This window comes from Caproicibacter sp. (genome assembly GCF_046707225.1).
Taxonomy (GTDB): domain Bacteria; phylum Bacillota; class Clostridia; order Oscillospirales; family Acutalibacteraceae; genus Caproicibacter.
Genome location: NZ_JBJKOP010000023.1, coordinates 25,259 through 45,318, shown reverse-complemented (window position 1 = coordinate 45,318; position 20,060 = coordinate 25,259). Strand labels below are relative to the sequence as shown.

Here is a 20,060-nt window from a genome sequence, read left to right as displayed (position 1 = left end):
GCTGAAAATCGACCTTTCCCGCGTGCTGGACAAATACATCGGTGAAACGGAAAAGCGCCTGGCGGAAATCTTCGAGGCGGCGAAGGAGCGGAGCTGCATCCTGTTTTTCGACGAGGCCGACGCGCTGTTTTCCCGCCGCACGCAGGTAAGCTCCTCCAACGACCGCTACGCGAACGTGGAAACGTCTTACCTGCTGCAAAGCATCGAGCAGTACGGCGGGACGGTTCTCTTGGCCACGAATCTGTTCAAAAACTTCGACGAGGCGTTTCTGCGCCGCATTACGGTTCTGGCGCGCTTTTCCATGCCGGACGAGGCGCAGCGGCTTCTGCTGTGGAAACAGGCGTTCCCGGGGGATTGCCCCGATTTAGACCTGAAGACATACGCGCGGGAGCTGGAGCTTTCCCCGGCGACGATCCACGCCACCGCGCGGCTGGCCCGCATGGCCGCGAAAGTGCGGGGCGGGCGGGTTACGAACGAGCTGATGATGGAAGCGCTCAGGAATGAGGCGGAAAAAGAAGGGAAAGCGAAACCGGCAAATGGCTTCCCTCTTTTTGACCACCTACCTTAACTTTTAGGTTGCTATAATCTTTGCTTTTTAGCTTTAGGCTTTATGTTTTTCACTTTCCTCACTATCCCGTTTGCGGACGTTAGTCTGTTCCTTTTCATCCTTTGGCCACAGGGGCACAAAATGGCCCTCATCCATCGACCGCCCTGTGCGTAGAATATAAACTAATTTTTTACTTTCATCAGAACCGACTGGAATAATGTCTTTGATAAGGCCTTCATCAACCACAACGATCTTAAGTCGTACCTTGGCTTCTATAAATCTAAAAACAACGGGATCAACAGCATCAATCTGGTTCCCTTCTCCTACATTTAATTCAGTGCGCCAACCTGTGACTGTTTTTAATGCCTCTGGATCATTTTCATCGGCTTCTTTTTTGCCGAAAATCAGCTGATAAAGACTATATAACAAGCAATTGTTCCCATTTCCAGAGGCTGAACCGATTTCAAAATTCTCCTCAATTATTTTATCCGATTTATTATTAAGCAATTCATTTAATCTCTCTGATGGATGCGATAACCCCTTTACAACATCGCATACATCCTCAACAGGCGGGGTATCGAGCCGTGGCGGGGACGCACTTTTCTGCGCGTCTTCCATTTCAGAATCTCCATTATCCGCAGATAATGGCACTGGTGACAGACCCCGTCCCCATGATATCATCCACGGGCGCATTGAAGGCGACGAGGGGGATTGCGGCGGTTCCGGCAGATTTTGCTGAGGAGCCATGTCATGCTCAGGCCCATCCTGTTGAGGAGCCATCTCTAAACGCGGGATGACTTTTTGAGTCCATTCTTCTTGCAACTTTTGCGCAAATTCGATTGCATCCTGTTCCGAATCGTCTGTTGCCTGTTTCAAGTCGGTTTTTGTTGCCACCTTAGGCGCTTTTAATTCACCAAATTTTTGTTGTGCCTTGGTATATACCGTCGACAAAACCGAATTAATATAATTCAATATGTAATTAATTATATCTGACGTAATCATTCCGGGAACGTATACGGCACTCAGATTTTCCCGATATGAGACCCAATTTCCATTTTCAATAATTTCAACACTTTCTATTTGCTGAGATTTTTCTAACCCGGCGATTTCTGCAAGAGTTTTTGCAGCCCCCATAAAAACCTGCTTTAAAAAGGGAAATTGGTTTTGCTTAGCTTCCTGTAAGATAAGCTCCAATTTCTTTAAATTTTTCTGGATTGCATCTGCACCTGCATCTCTATTTGCTTTAGCCAGATCCTCATTATATTGCAAACGCACAAAGTATGTTTTGCCGTTCATTAGTTTTATTCTACAGTATCCCTTTTCCAAATTTTTTGGCGGAACACATTCAAGTATGGTTTCGTTCATGTTGTTTTCATTGAAAAGAATATTGTGTAAATCCATCGGAAATATGCCTTTGCCATTAAGCTTTAATAAATTTCTAGCTGTCTCCTCACTCAGTTGGCCCGCTTGATTGTTATGACTATTTTCATGCCAAGCCGTACGCACCGTGAAATAGTCTTTTAAAAATAACAATACTTTTGGATTTGTCATAGTACAGCAATAAAGTGAATCTAATTCATTTATCATGTTTAGTATGCATGACCCGCCTTCCTTAGAACTATACGACTTCTCCGCTGCTGTACCAAGAAATTTGGCCGTTTGTTCATCAGTTGTTAACCCTCCACCATATTTCAGGACGACAATAATCTCACCAGCGGGATTACCAAAAATAATATACGGTACTCCAATTTGTTTAAATATCTTGTTGCAAATCTCATCGATTTTTCCTGAATCTTGAGAATCCTTTACAAATTTAACCTTACCTAATGTCTCTGATGATTTAACTTCATAGACACCGCTTGTTTCCTTCAAGGTAATTTCATGGTCTATTTCACTTTCAACCTGTTTTTCATCTGGTTGTTGCTGTTGTGTTGGCTTTAAGGATGGATCTTCTGATTTTTTTTCTGCATCTATAAACCGTGACAGAGCAGTATAATCAGCGCTTTCCAATTTCTTATAAATTTCTGGTGTTAAGATCTGCGTATCCTCCACGGCCGCTTTCGTATCTGAATTCTGTGTAAATTTAGCTTTTTTAAGTTTAGGGCTTTTTATTTGGTCCTCTAATGTGCTTTTAGCCTGCGGCTCTTCTTGTTTGGCCGCCTTCGGTGCTACGGTTTGCGCAACCGCTGGTGGCGGGGGCAGCGGGGGCGGCGGGGGTGCCCCGTTAGCCTGCGGCGCTATGGACTCCGGCGGCTGAGATATAGGTGACGGGGGCGGAGGCAATGAAAGTGCAGATGTTTCTGCTGAAGAATCGGAGCGTAATGCTGCTGTAGCGATTGCATTTGCTTTTTTCATTTCAGGCGTTGATCGCGGTAGCGCTTCTTGTTTGGCTGCCTGAAGTGAGACGGCTTGCACAGCACTAACCGGTTGCTGCGGTGGCAACAGTTGAGGCGCTTCTCGACCTGTCGCCTGAGGTGCAGTGTCTTGCGCTGCACCAGCCGGTGGTTGCTGTATTGCTGTTTGGGGCGGTGGCGTTCTTTCTTCCGCTGAAACGTTATGGTACAACGGCTCATACAACTGCGTATCATCCACAGCGTGAGAATAGGAGAGTAATATTTTCGGCGGAGGCGATAGAATTGGATAGATAGGCTTAAATCCATCATCTGATTCCTTCCACTGACGTTCTGACTCTATCAATAGGTGTTTCAACTTATCTTTCTTTTTTTTAGGCCTCTTTGTTTTTGCCTTCTTTGTCAAAGGAACAGAATACGTATTTCTCAAATTTATTCCTTCTTTTTCAAGTGGTACAGGCGCTTTCACGCTCTACACACGGCATTAGAACACGCCGATCTGCCTGGTGGAATCGCCCCTCGGCCTGATTCCGGTTTTTACATCGACCCTTACCGACGCGTGGGTCAGCAGATGATTTTTATTGTCGTACACGTCGAACATGATGTACGCCGTGCTGGGGCCGTTTCCGGTGACTTGATAATTGCCGTTTTTCAGCTTTGCAACGGTTGCGACTTTATCGTTTGTCGAGTGAAATTTTACCGCCGCGGCTTTCGTACCGGTCAGTTTCACGCCGATTTGGTACTTGCCGCCGACGGGCATCGAATAATCCTTTGTGTCCAGCGTGATCGAATCGCCCGTGCCCGCAATGACGTAATAGCTGAAATGGCTGGTCTGGAATACGAGGAAGCCGTTTTCCACGGCCGCGTTCATGTCTGTCAGCGTACCGTCTGATTCGTACCGGAATACGCGCGGCGTGCCTCGCAGCCCCGCGGGAAGCGGAATCCTGACCGTGACGCTGCCGGTAAAGGAAACAGGGTTTCCGCTCCGGTCCAGCAGCCTGATGTTCAAGAGAAGCGGCGTTCCAATGACGCTCAGCGCCTGATCAGATACGGCAAGGCTGCAGGCCGCCGCGCCCTGCGGGTCGGCCGCGCCTCCCGTCGTCCCCGTCGGAACGCCGGAGGCGGTTTCGGGGGTAGCGGAAAGCGAAACGCCCGTCACCCACGACGGGAAGGTTGCGCCCGAAAGGTCAACGGTGATATGCGTCGTGGCATCCGTCAGCGAAGAGGGAAGAGAAGGAGCGGAAGAGCCGCCGGACGAAGGACGCTGCTCCAGCGTAACCGGGAAGGTGGCTGTCAGGCCGCTGTAGGTTACGGTTACGTTTTGCGTCCCGGTTTTTGAGCTGTCGAATCCGCTTACCATTGCCAAGGTAACGGGAATATCCTCCGACGTGCCGTTGTCATAGGCCGCTGTAATCACCGCGCCGGTCACATCCAGAGCTTCCCCTTTGTAGTAGCGTGTTTTAGAAGGAAGTGTTTTCATGGAAACGCCCGTTAGGACGCGCGCCTTGACCGGAAGCGTCACGCTGCCGGAAACCGACGGCACTGCGGCGGACGCCGCGCGGACCGTCAGGCTTGCGGCCGTCTCGTCTGTTCCGACCGTGAGTATTCCGTTCTGGTCTATCTTGGTATTCGTACTCTGATTTCCGGAAAGGCTCCAGTTTGCCGCCTGCGAGGGGCTGTTTTGCCCCGAGACGGTCGCGCCGAGGCGGTAAGTCGAACCCTGCGTGGCGTTTGCGGGCGCGCCGGTGACGGCGACGCCGGTAACCGACGCCATACTCACCGGAACTGTAACCGCGCCCGCGCCGTTGCCGGAGTTATCCGTCGCTCCGATCACGACATTGTAGTCGCCGTACGGCAGGCCGCCGATGGAGAACGAGTATTTTCCGTTTGGCGCCGTGCCGCCGGCGGCGACGTCCGTTGTCTGAACAGTGCCCGCGCCAATTTGATAGGTGATTTGATTCACTCCCGCGCAGGCGTCCGTTACCACGACGCCGATTTTCGCGCCGGAATCGTAGATTTTCTGTCCCGAATACGCGTAGGAGGCCGTGATGGAAGGCTTCGTTTGATCCGTCACAATCGAATCGCTGACGGCTTCACAGACATTGCCCACTTTGTCCTGCGCCCGCGCGTACACCGTGCCTTTGAAATCAGGCTGAATGCTGAAGGTATCCCCGGTGACCCACTTGTTTTGGTCCAGACTGCCGCCGTCCGGGACGATCTCATACTGGTACATGCCGACGCCGCTCCCGGCGTCCTGCGCGCTGACGGCGCCGTCCACGGTGTCGTTAAAGAATTTGCGGAAGGTCAGAAAGTTCAGGATGTTTTTAACCGTATTCGTCCGATAGGCTATGGCAAGATTCGTCGGCGCGGTCAGGTCGATGTTGACGGCAGCGCTTGCCTGTGTGCCCGTTCTGCCCAATTCGTCGGTCACGCGGAAAGAGACCGACGTCGTCCCTTCGGCGGAAACCGTGGCGGAGGTTCCGTCCGTCCACGTTTTTCCGCCGTCAAGGCTGTACTGGAGGTGTTCCGGGCTGCCCGGGGTTGCCGTGAACGACGCCGATACGGTCTGCGATTCTTTGTACCAGTTGGAGGCCGTGTACTTCCCGGCCTCCGTGACCGCCGGCGTGTTCGGAAGCGTATTGTCGATCTGGGTAACCGTCACGTCCCAATGCGCGGTCTGGTTCTGCCCGTCGGTGACGGTAAAACGGTAGGTCCCGTTTTGAATTGCCGTGAAGGTACCGCCCGGCATGAGGGACTGCGGGGCACCGAAATCCGCCTGCCCGTTTGCTTTGAACGCCGCGGTCACACGGGCCGAAGCATTGGCATCGTACGTAATTGTTGTGACCGTGAGGGGTATGTACGCCGCCCACTGATTTTGATCGGTAAGATTACCTTCGACGGAAATCGTCGGGTCGGCATATGTCACGGTTACCGGTACGGTCACGGTCGCCGTGTTGTAATTGCCGGTGTCTGTCGGAGTGAACGTCGCTTCATAGCTGCCGTCAGATTTAACGACCGTGTCCGGACTGTTCCACTGAAAGGTTCCCGAGACCGCGGTGCCGTTCGCGCCGACCATTTTGCCCCCGGTCAGCGCGGAAGCGGAAAGGGCCGAACCGTAAGGGACGCGCGTGGCTGCGGGAGCCGTCCCCAACGTCGGCGTCCGCTTTGCGATGGGATAATCGCCGATGCTGCCGTCCGCCGTGTTATAGTAGTTGTCTCCCAAATAGGACGCTTTCAGCGCATGGTCGCCCGCGCCGACGCCGCTCCATTTATAGGAAGCGGCTCCGCTTGAAAGAGTTCCTGTTCCCAGTTCCTTACCGCCGTCATAAAACTTCACGGTTCCCGTGGGGGGATGGCCGGCAACACCCGTGACCGACGCGGTCAGCGTAGCGGTATCCCCAGTCTTCGCCCCGCTTGCCGGGTCCGCGGAGAGCGAAACGGATGGGTCGGCTTTGCCGATTGTAAAAGTCTTGCTTAAGCTGCCCGTATAATTGTTGATTCCGGTTACAGTCGCCGTCGCGGTCCCGGGGTCGGTATTGCTGACGTAGGACACGGTATAGTCCGTGCCTTTCGTCAGGGCAGTGCCGCCGACCGTCACGGTGAGGTCCGGTTCAACGGGGTTTCCCGTGTATTGACATCCGGTTATATTTGCAATCGAAGCCGTTCCGATATCCTTTTGCGTGATGGAAAAATCCCCGGTCAGCGTTTTACTGTAATAGGAATCTGTTGCATCCGGTGTCGCCGACACCGTGTAATCTCCGCAGTTTGTGGGAGGCGTGGAACTGGGTCCGTATGTAGTTTCAGACCCGCTTTTCCCCGAGTACGAAAAAGTGACGCCGCTTGAACTGCCGCTTACCGTAGGCGAGATGGTATCCCCACAAGAGTAGGAACTGTTCACGGAAAGCACGGGGTCCATTTTCAGCACGTTCGGGCCCGCGCCGGTTACGCTGCCGTAGTAATTTTTATATTCCGCTTCGTGGCCGTTGGCAAAACGTGCCGTTACAGATGCTATCGTGTCATCGGATGCCGGCAGATAAAGGTATAGCTTTCCGTCCTCATCCGGTTTCATATCGGTGATTCCGTAGGAAACTTTCGAGCCGCCCTGCGTCAGGGAAAGCGCCTCCACGGTCTCGGCGTCCTTAGAAGGCAGCGCGACTGTTGTCAGGCAGACCTTGCTGCCGCCGCTGTTTGTCAGCGTGCCGCTGTCGGAGCCGCCCTTTCCTTTTCCGATTGCCTCTCCGCCGCCGGTGCTGGTTGCCTTGACGCTGCCGCCGTTGATCGTCACGGTTCCTCCCGCGCCTTTGCCTCCGCCGCCGATCCCGGCACCGCCCCAGCCCTCGCCGGTTAGGTCGCCGGTCGCGGTAACCGTGCCGCCGTTAATCGTCACGGTTCCTCCCGCGGCGGTGCCGCCGCCGCCGATCCCCGCGCCGCCGCCGTGGCTGGTCGCCGTGACAATGCCGCCGTTGATCGTCACGATTCCTCCCGCGCCGCCGGCGTCGCCGCCGCCGATGCCCGCGCCGCCGTAGCCGGTCGCCGTGACCGTGCCGCTGTTGATAACAACGGTGCCGCACGGAAAGCATTGCTGCCCGCCGATCCCCGCGCCGCCCATTTGACCGCCGTCCGCTGTCAGCGAAGCGCCGCCGGCGTCTTCGATGATCAGCGTTGCGCCGGATTGTACTTCAACCCCGGCAACAACAATTCTATCTCCCGGTGTACGAATAACATTATCGCCGCTCAGCTTCAACGTGACGGTCGCACCCGACTCAACACAGATGGCGGACCGATCTGTCAAATTATTTATATTGAGACCATCAAGCGTGATCTCATGCGTTCCCCCTGTAATTAGGATGTTCCATCCGGTTGGTTCACTAAGACTCTGTTTAATTTTATAGTTGCCGTTGGGATCCGGGGTCGTTACTTTCTCTCCCTCATAGTTAAACCCGGTTACGGTTCCGTCTCCGATGGTGACAGGCCCCGGATCAAGATACAGCGTCGTGGAGTCGCTGCTTCCCAGTGCAAGGCGGGCGGCAGCACCTTCGCCCACCGTCACGATGATTTCGGGCACAGTTACGCCGTCCAAAAGCACGCAGCCCTCCGGCAGCTCCGGCGTGAAACGGTATTTACCCGCCGTATTGCCGTCATAGTCCGGAGACGGTGCCCATGTGACCGTGATGTCCTCCCAATCCGGTTCGGAAACAACCGGTTCATCCGGCTTTTTCTCCGGCTCCGTTTCGCTTTCCGCCGAAGAGGAGAATTCAGAATCCACGGAGGATTTTTCAGCGCCCGACTGCGTATCCCGCTCCGGCTCGCTAGAAGCCAGCGTCTGCCCGCCCGGCTCCGAATCGCTTTCCGCCTTAGAGGAATCCTCCGAATCCACGGAGGGCTTTTCAGCGCCGGACTGCGTATCTTCCGGCTCCGGCTCACTTGAAACCAGCGTCTGACTGCCCGGTGCCGAAGTCCCGGAATCTGACGCGGTACGAATCTTTGCCCTCAGCGTTTTCGGAAGACTCAAATTGGCTTCGGGGGTACCGAGGGCCGCATTCTGCTCCGCAACTTCCGGGGCAAGCTCTTCAAAGCCGACAATGCTTTTTGCGTCGGCTGCATAGGCTCCCATCGTACTCAGTGAAAGATGGCTAAAAATCAGCGCGAAACTTAACAATAAAGAAAGCGCTTTTTGACTGATTGAATTTCTGCTCATGTTGTTCTTCTCTCCTCGCATTTCAAGCGGAACAGGTTCGCTGCCCTGTGATAATTCTCTTGTTTCATATTATAGCATACACCTCTGACAGGATTCTAACAAAACGCCGCCATTGGTAAAGGGATTTTGTTCGCCTTCCGGCTAAAACACGCCGATCTATCTGGTTGAGTCGTCCCTCGGCCGGATTCCCGTTTTCACGTCCACCCGTACGGACGCGTGGGTCAGCAGATGATTTTTATTGTCGTACACGTCGAACATGATATACGCCGTGCCGGGGCCGTTTCGGTTTCGGTCTTGCCGCTTACCTTATCAGGTTTGTTTCATGCTTTTCTACCCGGCTGCAATTAGACTTTTCAGGGAGTTTACTCGTCCCGGATATCGAACAGGATATTGTCAAGCGTGAATCCCAGCGGCAGGTTGGGAGTGCCGCCGTCCCAGAAAATACGTTTGTCCTCGAAATGCACGTTCCGGAATTTTTCCGGGGATTTCAGGCTTTGAAAGAAAATCGTGTCGACTTTTTTCCTCATATCCAATATAATTTTATCCCCATTGCTCAGAGCGATGGTTAAGGTATAATCGTCATGCGGGATGACGTTGATGATCCTGCTCATTAAACCGTCCCTTTCCGTCGAATTCAAAATTCCGGTATCCGATTTATTGTACAATCGAAAGCCGGAATAGCAAATACCCCAAAAGGGGTATTTTTAAAACAGCAAGCCCGAAGTTTTTCGGCTTGCTGTCGTAAGCTATTGGATTGGCAGGGGCTTAGAGACCGATAGAATCGATCTTTAATCACATTCTGGAATCAAAGCAAGATCGGGGCGATTCTTCTTTTTCCGCAGTCGCGGGCCCCTAATCTCCGCCGGGCATGCGATCGGGGGAAATGCCGGGATTCTCTCCGCAGGAATACACCTTTTTCCACTGTGCAAGCGCCGCGTCGGACATCTGCGTTTCGCAGTTCGGCAGCTCGCAGCCGCCGCTGACGGACTGCAGCGTAATGGGGGCCGTAACCGTCGGGCTGTCCGTTGTTTCAAGCAAAAGGCAGCCCTGCTGCACGATGTAGTTCGCATGAGGCTGCAGGACGGCGTTAATAAACAAATTCTGATAAAAAACAGAATTCGGATTCGGAATTCCATTTTCACCGTACATGCGGATTTCATCCCGGTTTGTATAAATTTTCCCGCCGTAGGAGTACGCGTTGTAGTGGAGGGCCTCCGCGTGAAAAAGGCGGCCTTCCGAATCGCGAATGGCGATAGATTCCAGAATGACGGGAGTTCCTTTCGCGGGGGCGTCCGATGTGGTCAGCTCCAAAAGGCCCTTTCGAATCCGGTAGTTTACTTTCGGCTGAAGGACGCCGTTGAGATAGAGATTATAATAGGACACTTCACAGGGAGAGGGAATCCCCTGGGTTCCATACTCTTTTATTTCGTCTTCATCGGTGTAGCTCTTTTTCATTCCGTCGGAAACGGCGTTGTACTGCCGGTCGGAAACCTCCATGATTTGGCAGTCTATATTCCTCCATGTGGTAAATAAAATTATGACGGGCGCCCCTTTGGTAGGAACGTCCTGCGTTGTGAACGTCAGTTCTCCCCTTTTTAAAATGTAGGTTGGTTTCGGCTGCAGCACGCCGTTTACGAATACATCGTAATAGGAAACTTCTTCCGGGGAGAGGATTCCTTTGTCTCCGTATTTTTTCAGTTCGTCGCAGTTGCGGTAAGTCCGCCTGACGCCGTCGGAAACGGCGTTGTATTGGGAGAGCTCCGCGCGGAGCTCGACATTCTTATAATAGATACAGCATCCGCCGCAAAAGCGGACACTGTCAAAAATCCTGTTCGCATAGATACAAACGCGGTCGGTTTCCCGCTGGCAGGAATCTATTTTGGGGACGAGCAGGCTGCAGGCTTTCTTGGCGGAAACGACCGTTTCCATGCGAATCAGCAGCTTGACTCGCTCAAACCCGGGACTTTCCCCGCAGCCGCAGGGAAGCGCCCAACAATGAAAGCTCTGCAGCCGAAAGGTGAAAGAGCTCCTTTTGGGGGCTGAAACCCGGACCGACGGAACGATGTAAAACGGAATCGGAACGGAAATTCTTTTTTCATCCAAATATATTGATACATATCCTTCTATCGCGACCGACAGGTTCTCTTGTTTCAACTTATTCCCGGAAGGCGGCAGCACTGTATAGAGAATGGCGCCCGGATCATATGGGCTGACGACAGTTCCGCATCGGTCCGTCAACCGACAGGTAATGAAAGGACAAAAATTTGACACGGTATTCACCCCGGGCAATAATTCTTTGCTGTGATCCCTTTATATTATTCCCCAAACGCATCCGGTGACACATCCTCGTGCAGCTCAGCGGATATTCACCAGGAGGTCGCTCCGCCGTCAACGCAGAGGTTTTGCCCCGTGATGTAACTGGACGCGTCGCTGGCCAGAAACACGGCGGCTCCCATGAGTTCCTCCGGGCGGCCGAAACGCCCCAGCATGGTTTTTTCACCGAGCGCGGTCATGAAATCCCGGTTTTCCTGAACATCCTTATGAGGAAACGGGCCGGGGGAGATGCAGTTTGCCAGGATACCCTGCCTGCCGTAATAGGCGGCAATATATTTTGTCAGCTGAATCACGGCGGCCTTTCCGGCGCCGTAGCAAACTGGGCTGCCGATTCTGCTGTCGCCGCCGTATAGTTCGGGATTCGGCGCCATCACGCCGTACATGGACGCAATGCTGATAATTTTGCCGTAATGCCGGTCCAGCATGTACGGCAGAACCTCGCGGACACAGCGGAAAACTCCGCCGGCCGTCCCCTGAATTCCCCGATTCCAAAGTTCGTCGGACATCGTTTCGACAGAGCCGAAAACGGAGGAATACGCATTGTTGACCAAGACGTCGACCTTTCCGAACCGCTCGCTGACAGTGCGAAACAAAAGTTGGATGCTGTCGGTATCGAGAATATCGACCCGCTCCCCCATCGCCCCCACCTTATATTTTTTGGATAGTTCCTCCGCGAGCGCCCGGCAGCGCCCGGCATTCCTTGAAGCGATGACCAGCGAGGCGCCGTATTGCGCGAAAGCCTCGCAGAGCGGCCCGCCCAGGTAGCCGGCCCCGCCGACAATGACAATCGTCCTGCCCGTCAGATTAAAAAGACTGTTCAAAACAATTCGCCTCCGCGTCCGTTTTATCCCGTCCGTTCCTGAGAAGGTCAGATTTCTTCCCCAAGATAAGCAAGGATGTCATCAAGAAAAAAATTATGAAATCCCCTAAAAAAATGTTTGTAAATTTTTTGCATGAAAAGGAAATCCTCTTCCGTGTCCACCGTAAGCCGGATACGGCTGCGATTTTTCCCGCAGTCATAAGCGCCGCGGCTTCCCTGCGAGGTATACATATACGGGGTGACATGCTCACGCTCAAAGGCCGTCAAGGCCCTGCCGTTTGCTTCCTCCAGCAACGAAGCCGTAAACACCTCCGCGCCGACGCCAAGCGGGAACCCCTCGGTACGGGCATAGCGGTACCCGCCCTTTTCAAAATATTGGACGGTTTCGTCAAGCACCTTTGGATCGAAAAGAGGATTGTCCGCGGTGACACGCACAACCGCATGGGACGGGTGCGCTCGGGAAGCCTGGCAGAAACGGCCCAGGACATCGGTTTCGCTCCCGCGGAAAACCTCCGCGCCGATTTCATGCAGATAAGCGAACAGGACGTCGTCCTTCTCGCCCGTCGGAATCGCCACGACGATTCGCCCCACCGTTTTCGACAACCTGAGCCTTTCAATCACATGCCAGATGATCGGCTTGGAGCACAGATCCGCCATGACCTTTCCCGGCAGCCGGGACGAACCCATCCGCGCCTGTACGATCGCCAGATACGGCAGCATGGCATTCCCCTCACTTTCTCCAAAGGAACGGGGTAATCACCCGTTCGGGAACATCCTGAAATTTTGAAAAGATCAGCCGGTATGCCTCCGGGTCCATCCCCTTTCGGGCGGCGCGGGCATATTCCTCAAGCTGCTTCACGCTGTCCGCGCCGAAGACCAGGTAATCAATGCATGGGTGCGCGGCGGCAAAGCCCACCGCGCACTCCAGCGGCGAAAGGGACACTTCCCCGCACAGCTCCTGAAACTGCGCGACATAAGGCGCCGCAAAGCCCATGAAATCGGGCAGCCGTTCCGGCGGCATCGTTAAAAGGCCCTGCAGCAGCGAACTGCGCGCGAAAACCGTCATTCCGCGCTCCTTGGCCCTTCGAAAAAAGCCGCTCCGGTCGAGTCTCCGGTCCAAAGCATTGTACGGCACCTCAATCACGTCAAGGCCGTCATAGGCAAGGGCCTCCTCCGCTTCCGCGGGAGTATATACCGAAACCCCGACTTGGTTTACGTCCCCTCGGTATTTTTCTTCGATCAGCGCTTCCACGGCGCGCGGGCGGAAAACATATTCCGCGTTATGAAACAGAAGGCCGTCCAGACGGCAACTCTTCAGCCTGCGCATACTTTGTTCGATCTTCTGTTCCAGGACGGCTTCGTATTTCTTCTCGGGAACGCCGTCCAGGACCCCCTGCTCCAGCTTGGTCACGACCCGGACGGAGTCCCGAGTGCCGCCATTTCCCAGATAATCTCCCAGAAGAGCTTCGGCATCGCCATAGTCCGCCGCCGTATCGAACAAGGAAATCCCCAACTCCAGAGCGGCGTCCAGCAGCTTTCCCGCCTCTTTCGGATCAGGTTTGCCGTTTCCCTGAATGCCATAATCGGTTCCTAGCTGCGCCGTGCCCAATGCCAGTTTCATATCGGATCATCCCCTCGTGGTCCATGTCACCCGTCATCGCCCGACGAGTCTTTCCATCTTCATTTAATATATTTTTTTCGCCCCAAATATATGCGGACCCGATCCTCCCGAATCATAACGGAGCACATTTTTCCTATAAAAACATAAATTGAGAAAGGATCAAATAAAACTCCGCTGAAGCTGCAGCGAAGCAGAGGGAAAAGCAGGTGTAGTATGCTGAATGGAAAAACGGTGCTGATCACCGGCGGAACCGGATCCTTTGGGAAGGCGTTTTCCAAGCGCGTATTGGAAAACTACGACCCCAAAAAGGTGATTATTTTTTCACGCGACGAGTTCAAGCAGTGGCAGATGAAAATGACGTTTGCAAAGCACCTTGATAAAATGCGCTTTTTTATCGGTGACGTCAGGGATAAGGAACGGCTTTACCGGGCTTTTGACGGGGTGGACTACGTGGTGCACGCGGCGGCGATGAAACAGGTTCCCGCGTGCGAATACAATCCGTTTGAAGCGGTAAAGACCAACGTGCTCGGGGCATACAATGTAATCGACGCCGCGATCGACTCGAATGTGAAAAAGGTCGTCGCCTTGTCCACCGATAAGGCGGTCAACCCGGTAAACCTTTACGGCGGTACCAAGCTGGTTTCCGACAAACTGTTTATTTCCGCCAACGCTTACGCGGGCGCGAAAAAAACGGTTTTTTCCATTGTACGCTACGGCAATGTTGCCGGAAGCAGGGGGTCCATTATCCCTTATTTCCGCTCCCTTGTTGAAAAGGGTTCGACTTCTCTGCCAATAACGGACTACAGCATGACACGGTTCTGGATCACGCTTGAGGAAGGCGTTGATCTTGTCCTGAAAGCACTGAGCGAGTCCTATGGAGGAGAGACCTATATTTCAAAAATCCCCTCCTTCAAGGTTACGGACCTTGCTCAGGCGATCTGCCCCGGCTGCGAAATGCCGGAAGTCGGCATCCGGGAAGGCGAAAAGCTGCACGAGGTCATGATTACGAAAGAGGATTCTCTTTCCACCTACGAATACGAAAAGCATTACGTCATCTATCCGCGCATGGACTGGTGCGACCCCGACAAGTACAATCTGGACGGCGCCAAAAAGGTCGCGTATCGGTTTGAGTATTGTTCCGGCACCAATACGCAGTGGCTGAATGTAAGCCGGCTCCAGTCCTTGCTGACAAAGATCCCGTTTGAAAACGGCCATTCCGCCGATTGATTTTCGGCATCGGCTGTTGTATGGGGAGGTTCTGATCCATCAAATGGAGAACAAAAACGCGGCTGCGCCGCTTGCCGTAGACGGAGGCAAACCGGTGCGCGATACTTTTCTGAGCTATGGCAGGCAGTATATTGACGGGGACGATATCGCCGCCGTAACGCGGGTGCTGAAAAGCGATTTTCTAACCTGCGGTCCCATGGTCGAGAAGGCTGAGCAAAAGTTATGCAAGGTGACGGGGGGCGCCTGCTGCGTAGCGGTGTCGAGCGGCACGGCGGCTCTGCACACGGCATGTCTCGCGGCCGGCATTGGAGCCGGAGATGAAGTGATCGTTCCCCCGATGACGTTTGCCGCCAGCTCAAATTGCGTGCTGTATTGCGGAGGAATTCCCGTGTTTGCCGACATCGACCCCCATTCCTGGAATCTTTCGCCGGAGGCGGCGGAGCAAAAGATTACGGACCGCACCAAGGCAATCATCGCGGTGGACTACATGGGGCAGGCGGCGGACCTCTACGCCCTTGGCGACTTGTGCAGAAAGCACAATCTGATTCTGATCGAAGACGCGGCGCATTCCATGGGCACGCGGTATGACAGCCGAATGGTTGGCAGCATTGCCGACCTGACCGCTTTTAGCTTTCACCCGGTCAAAACCGTGACCGCCGGGGAGGGCGGAGCCGTCACGACCAACGACGATTCACTCTGCGAAAAGGCCCGGCTTTACGGGAAACACGGCATCACGCGTGAAAGAGGAAAATGGATTCGCAGAAATGAAAACGAATGTTATTACGAGCAGCAGGCTTTGGGTTACAACTACCGCATCACCGATCTGCAGGCGGCGCTTCTCTGCAGTCAACTGGATAAACTGGAGCGGTTTTCAAAAAGGAGAAAAGAACTAACTGCTTTTTACAACAAAGAATTCTCCCCGATGCCGGAAATCATTCTTCCGAAAGAAATCCCTTTATCGGACACGGTCCGGCATCTTTATGTCGTCCGCCTCGACACGGAAAGGCTGACGGCCGGCAGGGACGCCGTACTCAAGGCGCTTCGTGCCGAAAATATCGGTGCGGCAATCCATTATATCCCGGTCTATCTGATGCCGTATTACCAACGGCTTGGTTACCGGGAGGGACTCTGTCCGAATGCGGAGGAACACTACAGGACCGCGCTGACCCTCCCTCTTTTTTATTCCATGACGGACCGGGATGCCGCCGACGTGGTAAGTGCCGTAAAGAAAGTAGTCGGCTTTTACAGAAAACCGGGATAGCGGGATTCCCTTCCCCACCGACTTTCGTGAGATTGGCAGGAGAAGACAGTATGACTTTCTATGAGAAACTCTGCGGCCGCGGGCCTTACATCATAGCGGAAATGTCCTCGAACCACGCGGGAAGCCTTGAAAACGCCCTGAAAATCGTTCGGGCGGCCAAAGAAGCGGGGGCGGACGGGCTGAAACTGCAAACTTACACGGCCGACACCATGACGATTAACTGCAGCCGCGATTGCTTTCGAATTAAAGGAGGTCTTTGGGACGGCAGGCTGCTTTATGAGCTTTACAAGGAGGCCAGTACCCCGTGGGAGTGGCATGGCGTGATCCGGGACGAGTGCATAAAACTTGGGCTGGACTTTTTTTCTACGCCCTACGACCGCAGCGCCGTGGATTTTTTGGATGCGCTGAATGTTCCATGTTTTAAAATCGCGTCGTTCGAACTGGTGGACCTGCCGCTGATCGAGTATGCCGCCTCAAAGGGAAAGCCGCTTCTGCTGTCGTGCGGCATGGCCTCCTTAAAAGAAATCGGCGAGGCGCTGCGGGCGGCGTACGGGAGCGGCAACCACGAGGTCGTGCTGCTGAAATGCTGCAGCGAATATCCGGCGAGGTACGACGATAGCAACCTTGCGGCCATCCCCGAACTGAGAAAAGCCTTTTCGCTGCCCGTCGGCTTTTCGGACCATACGCCGGGGAGCATTGCCGACGTTGTCGCCGTTTCGCTGGGCGCCTGTGCGATCGAAAAGCATCTGTGTCTGAGCCGCGATATCGACAGTGCGGACAAAGCCTTTTCCCTGGAACCCGGCGAATTCCGCAAAATGGTGAAAAACGTGAGGACGGCGACGGAAATCATCGGCGGGAAGGCGGGCGGAACGTCCGCCCTCGAAAAGGAAAGCATGCCGCTCCGACGCTCCGTGTTCGCCGTAAAGGACATCAAAGCCGGCGAGCTTCTCACTGGGGAGAATATCCGTGTGATCCGTCCCGGCTGCGGCATGAAGCCCAAATATTATTCCCATGCTCTTGGAAAACGTGCGCTGCGGGACATTGAAAGGGGTGAGCCGATTGATTTCGGACTCTTTGAGCCGGGATAAAAGCGCCTGCTTCGAATCGGACCGGCTGCTTTACCGCGGCATTACCTGGAAAGACGCCGCCCAGATCGTAGAATGGCGCAGCAACGGGCAGATCATCCGCTTCTTTCGGTCTAAAATTCCACTCACGATGGAAACACACTTGGCGTGGTTTGAAAAATACCGGGACGACGCAACAAGGTTTGATTTCATGATTACCGAAAAAGCAACCGGTCGAAAAATAGGAATTGCCGGTCTGCAGAATCTGTACGGGAAATCGGCCGACGTTTCCTACTTCATCGATCCTCCGTCGCAGGGCAGGGGCTTCGGCACCGAGGCAATCCGGGCGATAAGCGCCTATGGTTTTGAACATTTCAGACTGCAAAGCCTCAACGCGGTGATTCTTGTAGGGAATTCCGCATCGCAAAAAGCTGCGGAACGGGCGGGATTTCAGCTCTACAGCCGAATCTACCGGTTGGAGAAGCCGGAGGAAAACCAATGACGGCGGCCCGGACCCGTCTGCTCTAATCATGCAGAGGAAGGGAAAGCGCCTTGATTCCGGCTGAGAACGGAACACCTCGCCGCCATCGGCGAATAGAATGCAGTAACGAAGCAGAATTTTCATGGAGAAATTGTGCCGAATGGGAGGAACGTAGATGGAATGGAGAGAAGAAGCGAAAATTTCGGAATTCCGCAGCCTGATCGCTGCAATACGGGTGGAATCCGGTCCGCTGACGGATGTGATCTTATCGAAAGCGGAAGAGGATGAGGAAAACAAAATCCTCAGTGATTTTGACAGCGCAGTCCAGACTCAAGTCTTTGGAACACTGGAACATTTAAAGAACTATCAGACAAACGGATGGAGGGAATTAGTCGATGGAGAAGAAGACGGTGGAAGCGGACCCAATGCAGCCAATGCCTGAAAAGGGGCGTCTGCTGAAATTCCTGGAAGCGGCGGTCGGGCAGTTCCGAATCGGAGAGGACAACGAGGGCATGGACAGTTTTTTGAATGCCATGGAGGAGCTGGAGCATGCGGTCGAAACCGACCGGCTTTCACGGGAGCCGCAAATCGATCTGAACCGGCTGCTGCTCCCCCTTCAAAGGCTGTATCTTTCCATGCGGAATCGGGATATTACCGGTCTTACCGATCTGCTGGAGGACACACTGATTCCCTTGACCAACGAATGGCGGAAGGGGTGCGGCGGAATATGAAAATGGCCAAACCGGGCGAGACAAAAGAGATGTATGAAAAAAACCTTGCGCTGCTGTCGCCATGGCTGAAAGCCTCCGTGTCTGAAATTTCCGACAGTGAGCTCCGGGAAAAAATAGAAGTCGCCTACAATGAGGAGGGGTACCCCGTCTGCCGTTACCGGCAGGGGGAGGAAAGCTTCCATATTACCAGCGAACATCCGGTCCGGGAGGCGAGAACCTGGTATCAGTCGGTTGCGCTGGGAGGCCCGGCCGAAGTATTTCTTTACGGCACCGGATTCGGATATGCGCTTTTTGAGCTGTTCGCCCACAAAGAGCCCCACACGCTTGTGGTCGTGTTCGAACGGGACCGCTGTTTGTTCAAGGCGATGCTGTATTATTTTGATCTGTCGCCGCTGATTCAGGAAAACAAGATCGTATTTCTAGTCGGGGACAGCTCTTACTTTAGAGAGGCGTTTCAGGAGCTCTTCTACAATATGCTCTTTTTCGGCGTCACGCATCCGGCCGTTGTGTTCTCCTTACCCGCCGTGCGGAACTTTAAAACGGAGTATCTTGAAATTCACCGGTATCTTTTTCGGGAGCTGTGTTTTCTGTCGTCCCTGCTTGGAAACAGTCATCAGGACAACATGACCGGCCTGAGAAATATGCTGTCCAACGTCCGGGAGATTCTGGAGAATCCGTACCCGAGCTGCCTGAAGGAAAAATACAAGAACGTTCCGGCATTCATCATTTCCAACGGCCCGTCGCTGGACCGAAGCATCCGGAAGCTCAAGGAGATTCATGGCAAGGCCCTAATCCTCTGCGTGGAATCGGCCATTGTTCCGCTCACCAAAAGCGGAATCGCTCCGGATATTCTGGCAATCGTCGAACGGACAAAATACACCTATCTGTACCATTTTAAAGACCGGAATTATTCCCCCGACATTGCCCTCCTCGCGCTCGCGGTAACTGACCCGAGAGTCTTTCGCTCTTTTGCCGGGGAAAAAATCCCCATCCTCCGCAAGGGGGAAGACTTGAACCGCTGGTTCAACCAAAACCTGGGCGACGGGAGCGAGTTGGACGCGGGTGCAAACGTGTCGCATTTTGCGACATGCATCGCAATGTACCTAGGCGCCGATCCCATCATATTTGTTGGGCAGGATTTCGCCTACGGACCGGACGGCCTCACGCACAGCAAAGAAGCGGTCATTTCACAGGAAACCGGAAAGCAGGCAAGAGAACGGATTCATGCCATTCCCACGGTCTATGTGGAAGGAAACAACGGAGATATGATTCCCTCCAACCGGCTTTGGGCGGATTTCCGGCTGGGCCTGGAGCACATCATCGAGGACCATCCGGAGCATCGTTTCTACAACGCAACGGACGGCGGCGCAAGAATCCACGGAGCCGACCGGGCGGAGCTCGGCGAACTGATCCGGCAATCCTGCGTCGAGCCGATCCCATCCCGGGTCAGCGAACTGATTTCGGAATACAAGGCGAACATCTCCATCGCGGCGCGCAGGACGCGGCTCGTCGATTTCATCACCGACGTGGAACGCTACGCCGTTTTATTCCGCAATCTTGCAAAGGAAATGAATTTAAAAAAGCTGAAATGCGACAAGATGCTGCTGCTGTGCAGCAGGGAGAAAGAACAAGACCGCCGGACACTGGAGGAAGCCTATCAGGAAAATATCGACGCGTTTCATCAATTTGCGGAAAACGGCTTATGCCGTACCTTTTTCCAGCAGTTGAAATGTGCTTATTTTCACCTGTTGGACCGGTTGGGAACGGTCGATACGCCGGAAAAAACGGCGCAGGCATTTAGCCTTCAGAGCCGGTTTTACAATGATCTGCGTGTGGTCTGTCAGAGCCTTTCCGTCACTTTGGCGGAAGCGGCGGATTCCCTCCGGGCTCTTTCGGAAGAAATGCGGGAAAAGGCGGTGTGAGCT

At 53.9% G+C, this 20,060-nt stretch carries 15 protein-coding genes; 8 read left to right on the top strand and 7 right to left on the bottom strand.

Translation table 11 applies throughout. The features are described from left to right. A partial coding sequence (locus tag ACLQ3M_RS03760) for an ATP-binding protein (RefSeq protein WP_411676370.1) occupies positions 1-568 on the top strand: 568 nt, incomplete at its 5' end. Positions 569-601: 33 nt separating this feature from the next. Here ACLQ3M_RS03760 and ACLQ3M_RS03755 read toward each other — a convergent pair. The 7 genes from ACLQ3M_RS03755 to ACLQ3M_RS03725 all read right to left on the bottom strand — a co-directional run bounded on the left by ACLQ3M_RS03755 (position 602) and on the right by ACLQ3M_RS03725 (position 13,371). Then, entirely contained in the window at positions 602-3,328 is a 2,727-nt protein-coding gene (locus tag ACLQ3M_RS03755) for a hypothetical protein (protein WP_411676369.1), read from the bottom strand. Positions 3,329-3,382: 54 nt separating this feature from the next. Beyond that, positions 3,383-8,596: a bacterial Ig-like domain-containing protein gene (locus ACLQ3M_RS03750; RefSeq protein ID WP_411676368.1), complete on the bottom strand. Its 5,214-nt coding sequence runs from the start codon at positions 8,594-8,596 to the stop codon at positions 3,383-3,385. A gap of 362 nt (positions 8,597-8,958) precedes the next feature. Further along, positions 8,959-9,207, bottom strand: coding sequence for a DUF2442 domain-containing protein (locus tag ACLQ3M_RS03745; protein ID WP_411676367.1), 249 nt, complete (start codon positions 9,205-9,207; stop codon positions 8,959-8,961). A 241-nt stretch (positions 9,208-9,448) separates the two neighbouring features. Beyond that, positions 9,449-10,699, bottom strand: coding sequence for a DUF4183 domain-containing protein (locus ACLQ3M_RS03740; protein WP_411676366.1), 1,251 nt, complete (start codon positions 10,697-10,699; stop codon positions 9,449-9,451). Positions 10,700-10,962: 263 nt separating this feature from the next. Beyond that, positions 10,963-11,751, bottom strand: a complete 789-nt coding sequence (locus tag ACLQ3M_RS03735; protein WP_411676365.1) for an SDR family oxidoreductase — start codon at positions 11,749-11,751, stop codon at positions 10,963-10,965. Positions 11,752-11,798: 47 nt separating this feature from the next. Continuing rightward, positions 11,799-12,470, bottom strand: coding sequence for a cytidylyltransferase domain-containing protein (locus tag ACLQ3M_RS03730; protein ID WP_411676364.1), 672 nt, complete (start codon positions 12,468-12,470; stop codon positions 11,799-11,801). A gap of 10 nt (positions 12,471-12,480) precedes the next feature. Next, positions 12,481-13,371 carry an aldo/keto reductase gene (locus ACLQ3M_RS03725; protein ID WP_411676363.1) on the bottom strand — a complete coding sequence of 297 codons (891 nt, stop codon included), beginning with the start codon at positions 13,369-13,371 and terminating at the stop codon, positions 12,481-12,483. A 213-nt stretch (positions 13,372-13,584) separates the two neighbouring features. On the opposite strand from ACLQ3M_RS03725, the gene pseB reads away from it, so the two are divergent. The 7 genes from pseB (at position 13,585) to ACLQ3M_RS03690 (ending at position 20,057) form a co-directional block, all read left to right on the top strand. Beyond that, entirely contained in the window at positions 13,585-14,598 is a 1,014-nt protein-coding gene (gene pseB / locus ACLQ3M_RS03720) for a UDP-N-acetylglucosamine 4,6-dehydratase (inverting) (RefSeq protein WP_411676362.1), read from the top strand. Between the two features lie 43 nt (positions 14,599-14,641). After that, a complete protein-coding gene (pseC, locus tag ACLQ3M_RS03715; protein WP_411676361.1) occupies positions 14,642-15,859 on the top strand; it encodes a UDP-4-amino-4,6-dideoxy-N-acetyl-beta-L-altrosamine transaminase in 1,218 nt (405 codons plus the stop codon). Between the two features lie 50 nt (positions 15,860-15,909). Further along, the gene (pseI, locus tag ACLQ3M_RS03710; RefSeq protein WP_411676360.1) at positions 15,910-16,947 is read left to right on the top strand and encodes a pseudaminic acid synthase; all 1,038 of its coding nucleotides are present in this window, start codon (positions 15,910-15,912) and stop codon (positions 16,945-16,947) included. Beyond that, complete coding sequence (locus ACLQ3M_RS03705) at positions 16,919-17,425, top strand: GNAT family N-acetyltransferase (protein ID WP_411676359.1); 507 nt, start codon at positions 16,919-16,921, stop codon at positions 17,423-17,425. The genes pseI and ACLQ3M_RS03705 overlap by 29 nt, the downstream gene beginning before the upstream one ends. Positions 17,426-17,579: 154 nt before the next feature. Next, complete coding sequence (locus tag ACLQ3M_RS03700; protein ID WP_411676358.1) at positions 17,580-17,846, top strand: hypothetical protein; 267 nt, start codon at positions 17,580-17,582, stop codon at positions 17,844-17,846. Then, the gene (locus ACLQ3M_RS03695; RefSeq protein WP_411676357.1) at positions 17,800-18,135 is read left to right on the top strand and encodes a hypothetical protein; all 336 of its coding nucleotides are present in this window, start codon (positions 17,800-17,802) and stop codon (positions 18,133-18,135) included. The genes ACLQ3M_RS03700 and ACLQ3M_RS03695 overlap by 47 nt, the downstream gene beginning before the upstream one ends. Then, the gene (locus tag ACLQ3M_RS03690) at positions 18,132-20,057 is read left to right on the top strand and encodes a motility associated factor glycosyltransferase family protein (RefSeq protein WP_411676356.1); all 1,926 of its coding nucleotides are present in this window, start codon (positions 18,132-18,134) and stop codon (positions 20,055-20,057) included. The genes ACLQ3M_RS03695 and ACLQ3M_RS03690 overlap by 4 nt, the downstream gene beginning before the upstream one ends. The last annotated feature ends 3 nt before the right edge of the window (positions 20,058-20,060 follow it).

Excerpts from the sequence above, each read along its gene's own strand:
- pseC (WP_411676361.1), top strand. The coding sequence starts at position 14,642 with ATGGAGAACAAAAACGCGGCTGCGCCGCTTGCCGTAGACGGAGGCAAA.
- ACLQ3M_RS03690 (WP_411676356.1), top strand. The coding sequence starts at position 18,132 with ATGAAAATGGCCAAACCGGGCGAGACAAAAGAGATGTATGAAAAAAAC.
- pseB (WP_411676362.1), top strand. The coding sequence starts at position 13,585 with ATGCTGAATGGAAAAACGGTGCTGATCACCGGCGGAACCGGATCCTTT.
- ACLQ3M_RS03750 (WP_411676368.1), bottom strand. The coding sequence starts at position 8,596 with ATGAGCAGAAATTCAATCAGTCAAAAAGCGCTTTCTTTATTGTTAAGT.
- pseI (WP_411676360.1), top strand. The coding sequence starts at position 15,910 with ATGACTTTCTATGAGAAACTCTGCGGCCGCGGGCCTTACATCATAGCG.
- ACLQ3M_RS03730 (WP_411676364.1), bottom strand. The coding sequence starts at position 12,470 with ATGCTGCCGTATCTGGCGATCGTACAGGCGCGGATGGGTTCGTCCCGG.
- ACLQ3M_RS03725 (WP_411676363.1), bottom strand. The coding sequence starts at position 13,371 with ATGAAACTGGCATTGGGCACGGCGCAGCTAGGAACCGATTATGGCATT.
- ACLQ3M_RS03700 (WP_411676358.1), top strand. The coding sequence starts at position 17,580 with ATGGAATGGAGAGAAGAAGCGAAAATTTCGGAATTCCGCAGCCTGATC.
- ACLQ3M_RS03695 (WP_411676357.1), top strand. The coding sequence starts at position 17,800 with ATGGAGAAGAAGACGGTGGAAGCGGACCCAATGCAGCCAATGCCTGAA.
- ACLQ3M_RS03745 (WP_411676367.1), bottom strand. The coding sequence starts at position 9,207 with ATGAGCAGGATCATCAACGTCATCCCGCATGACGATTATACCTTAACC.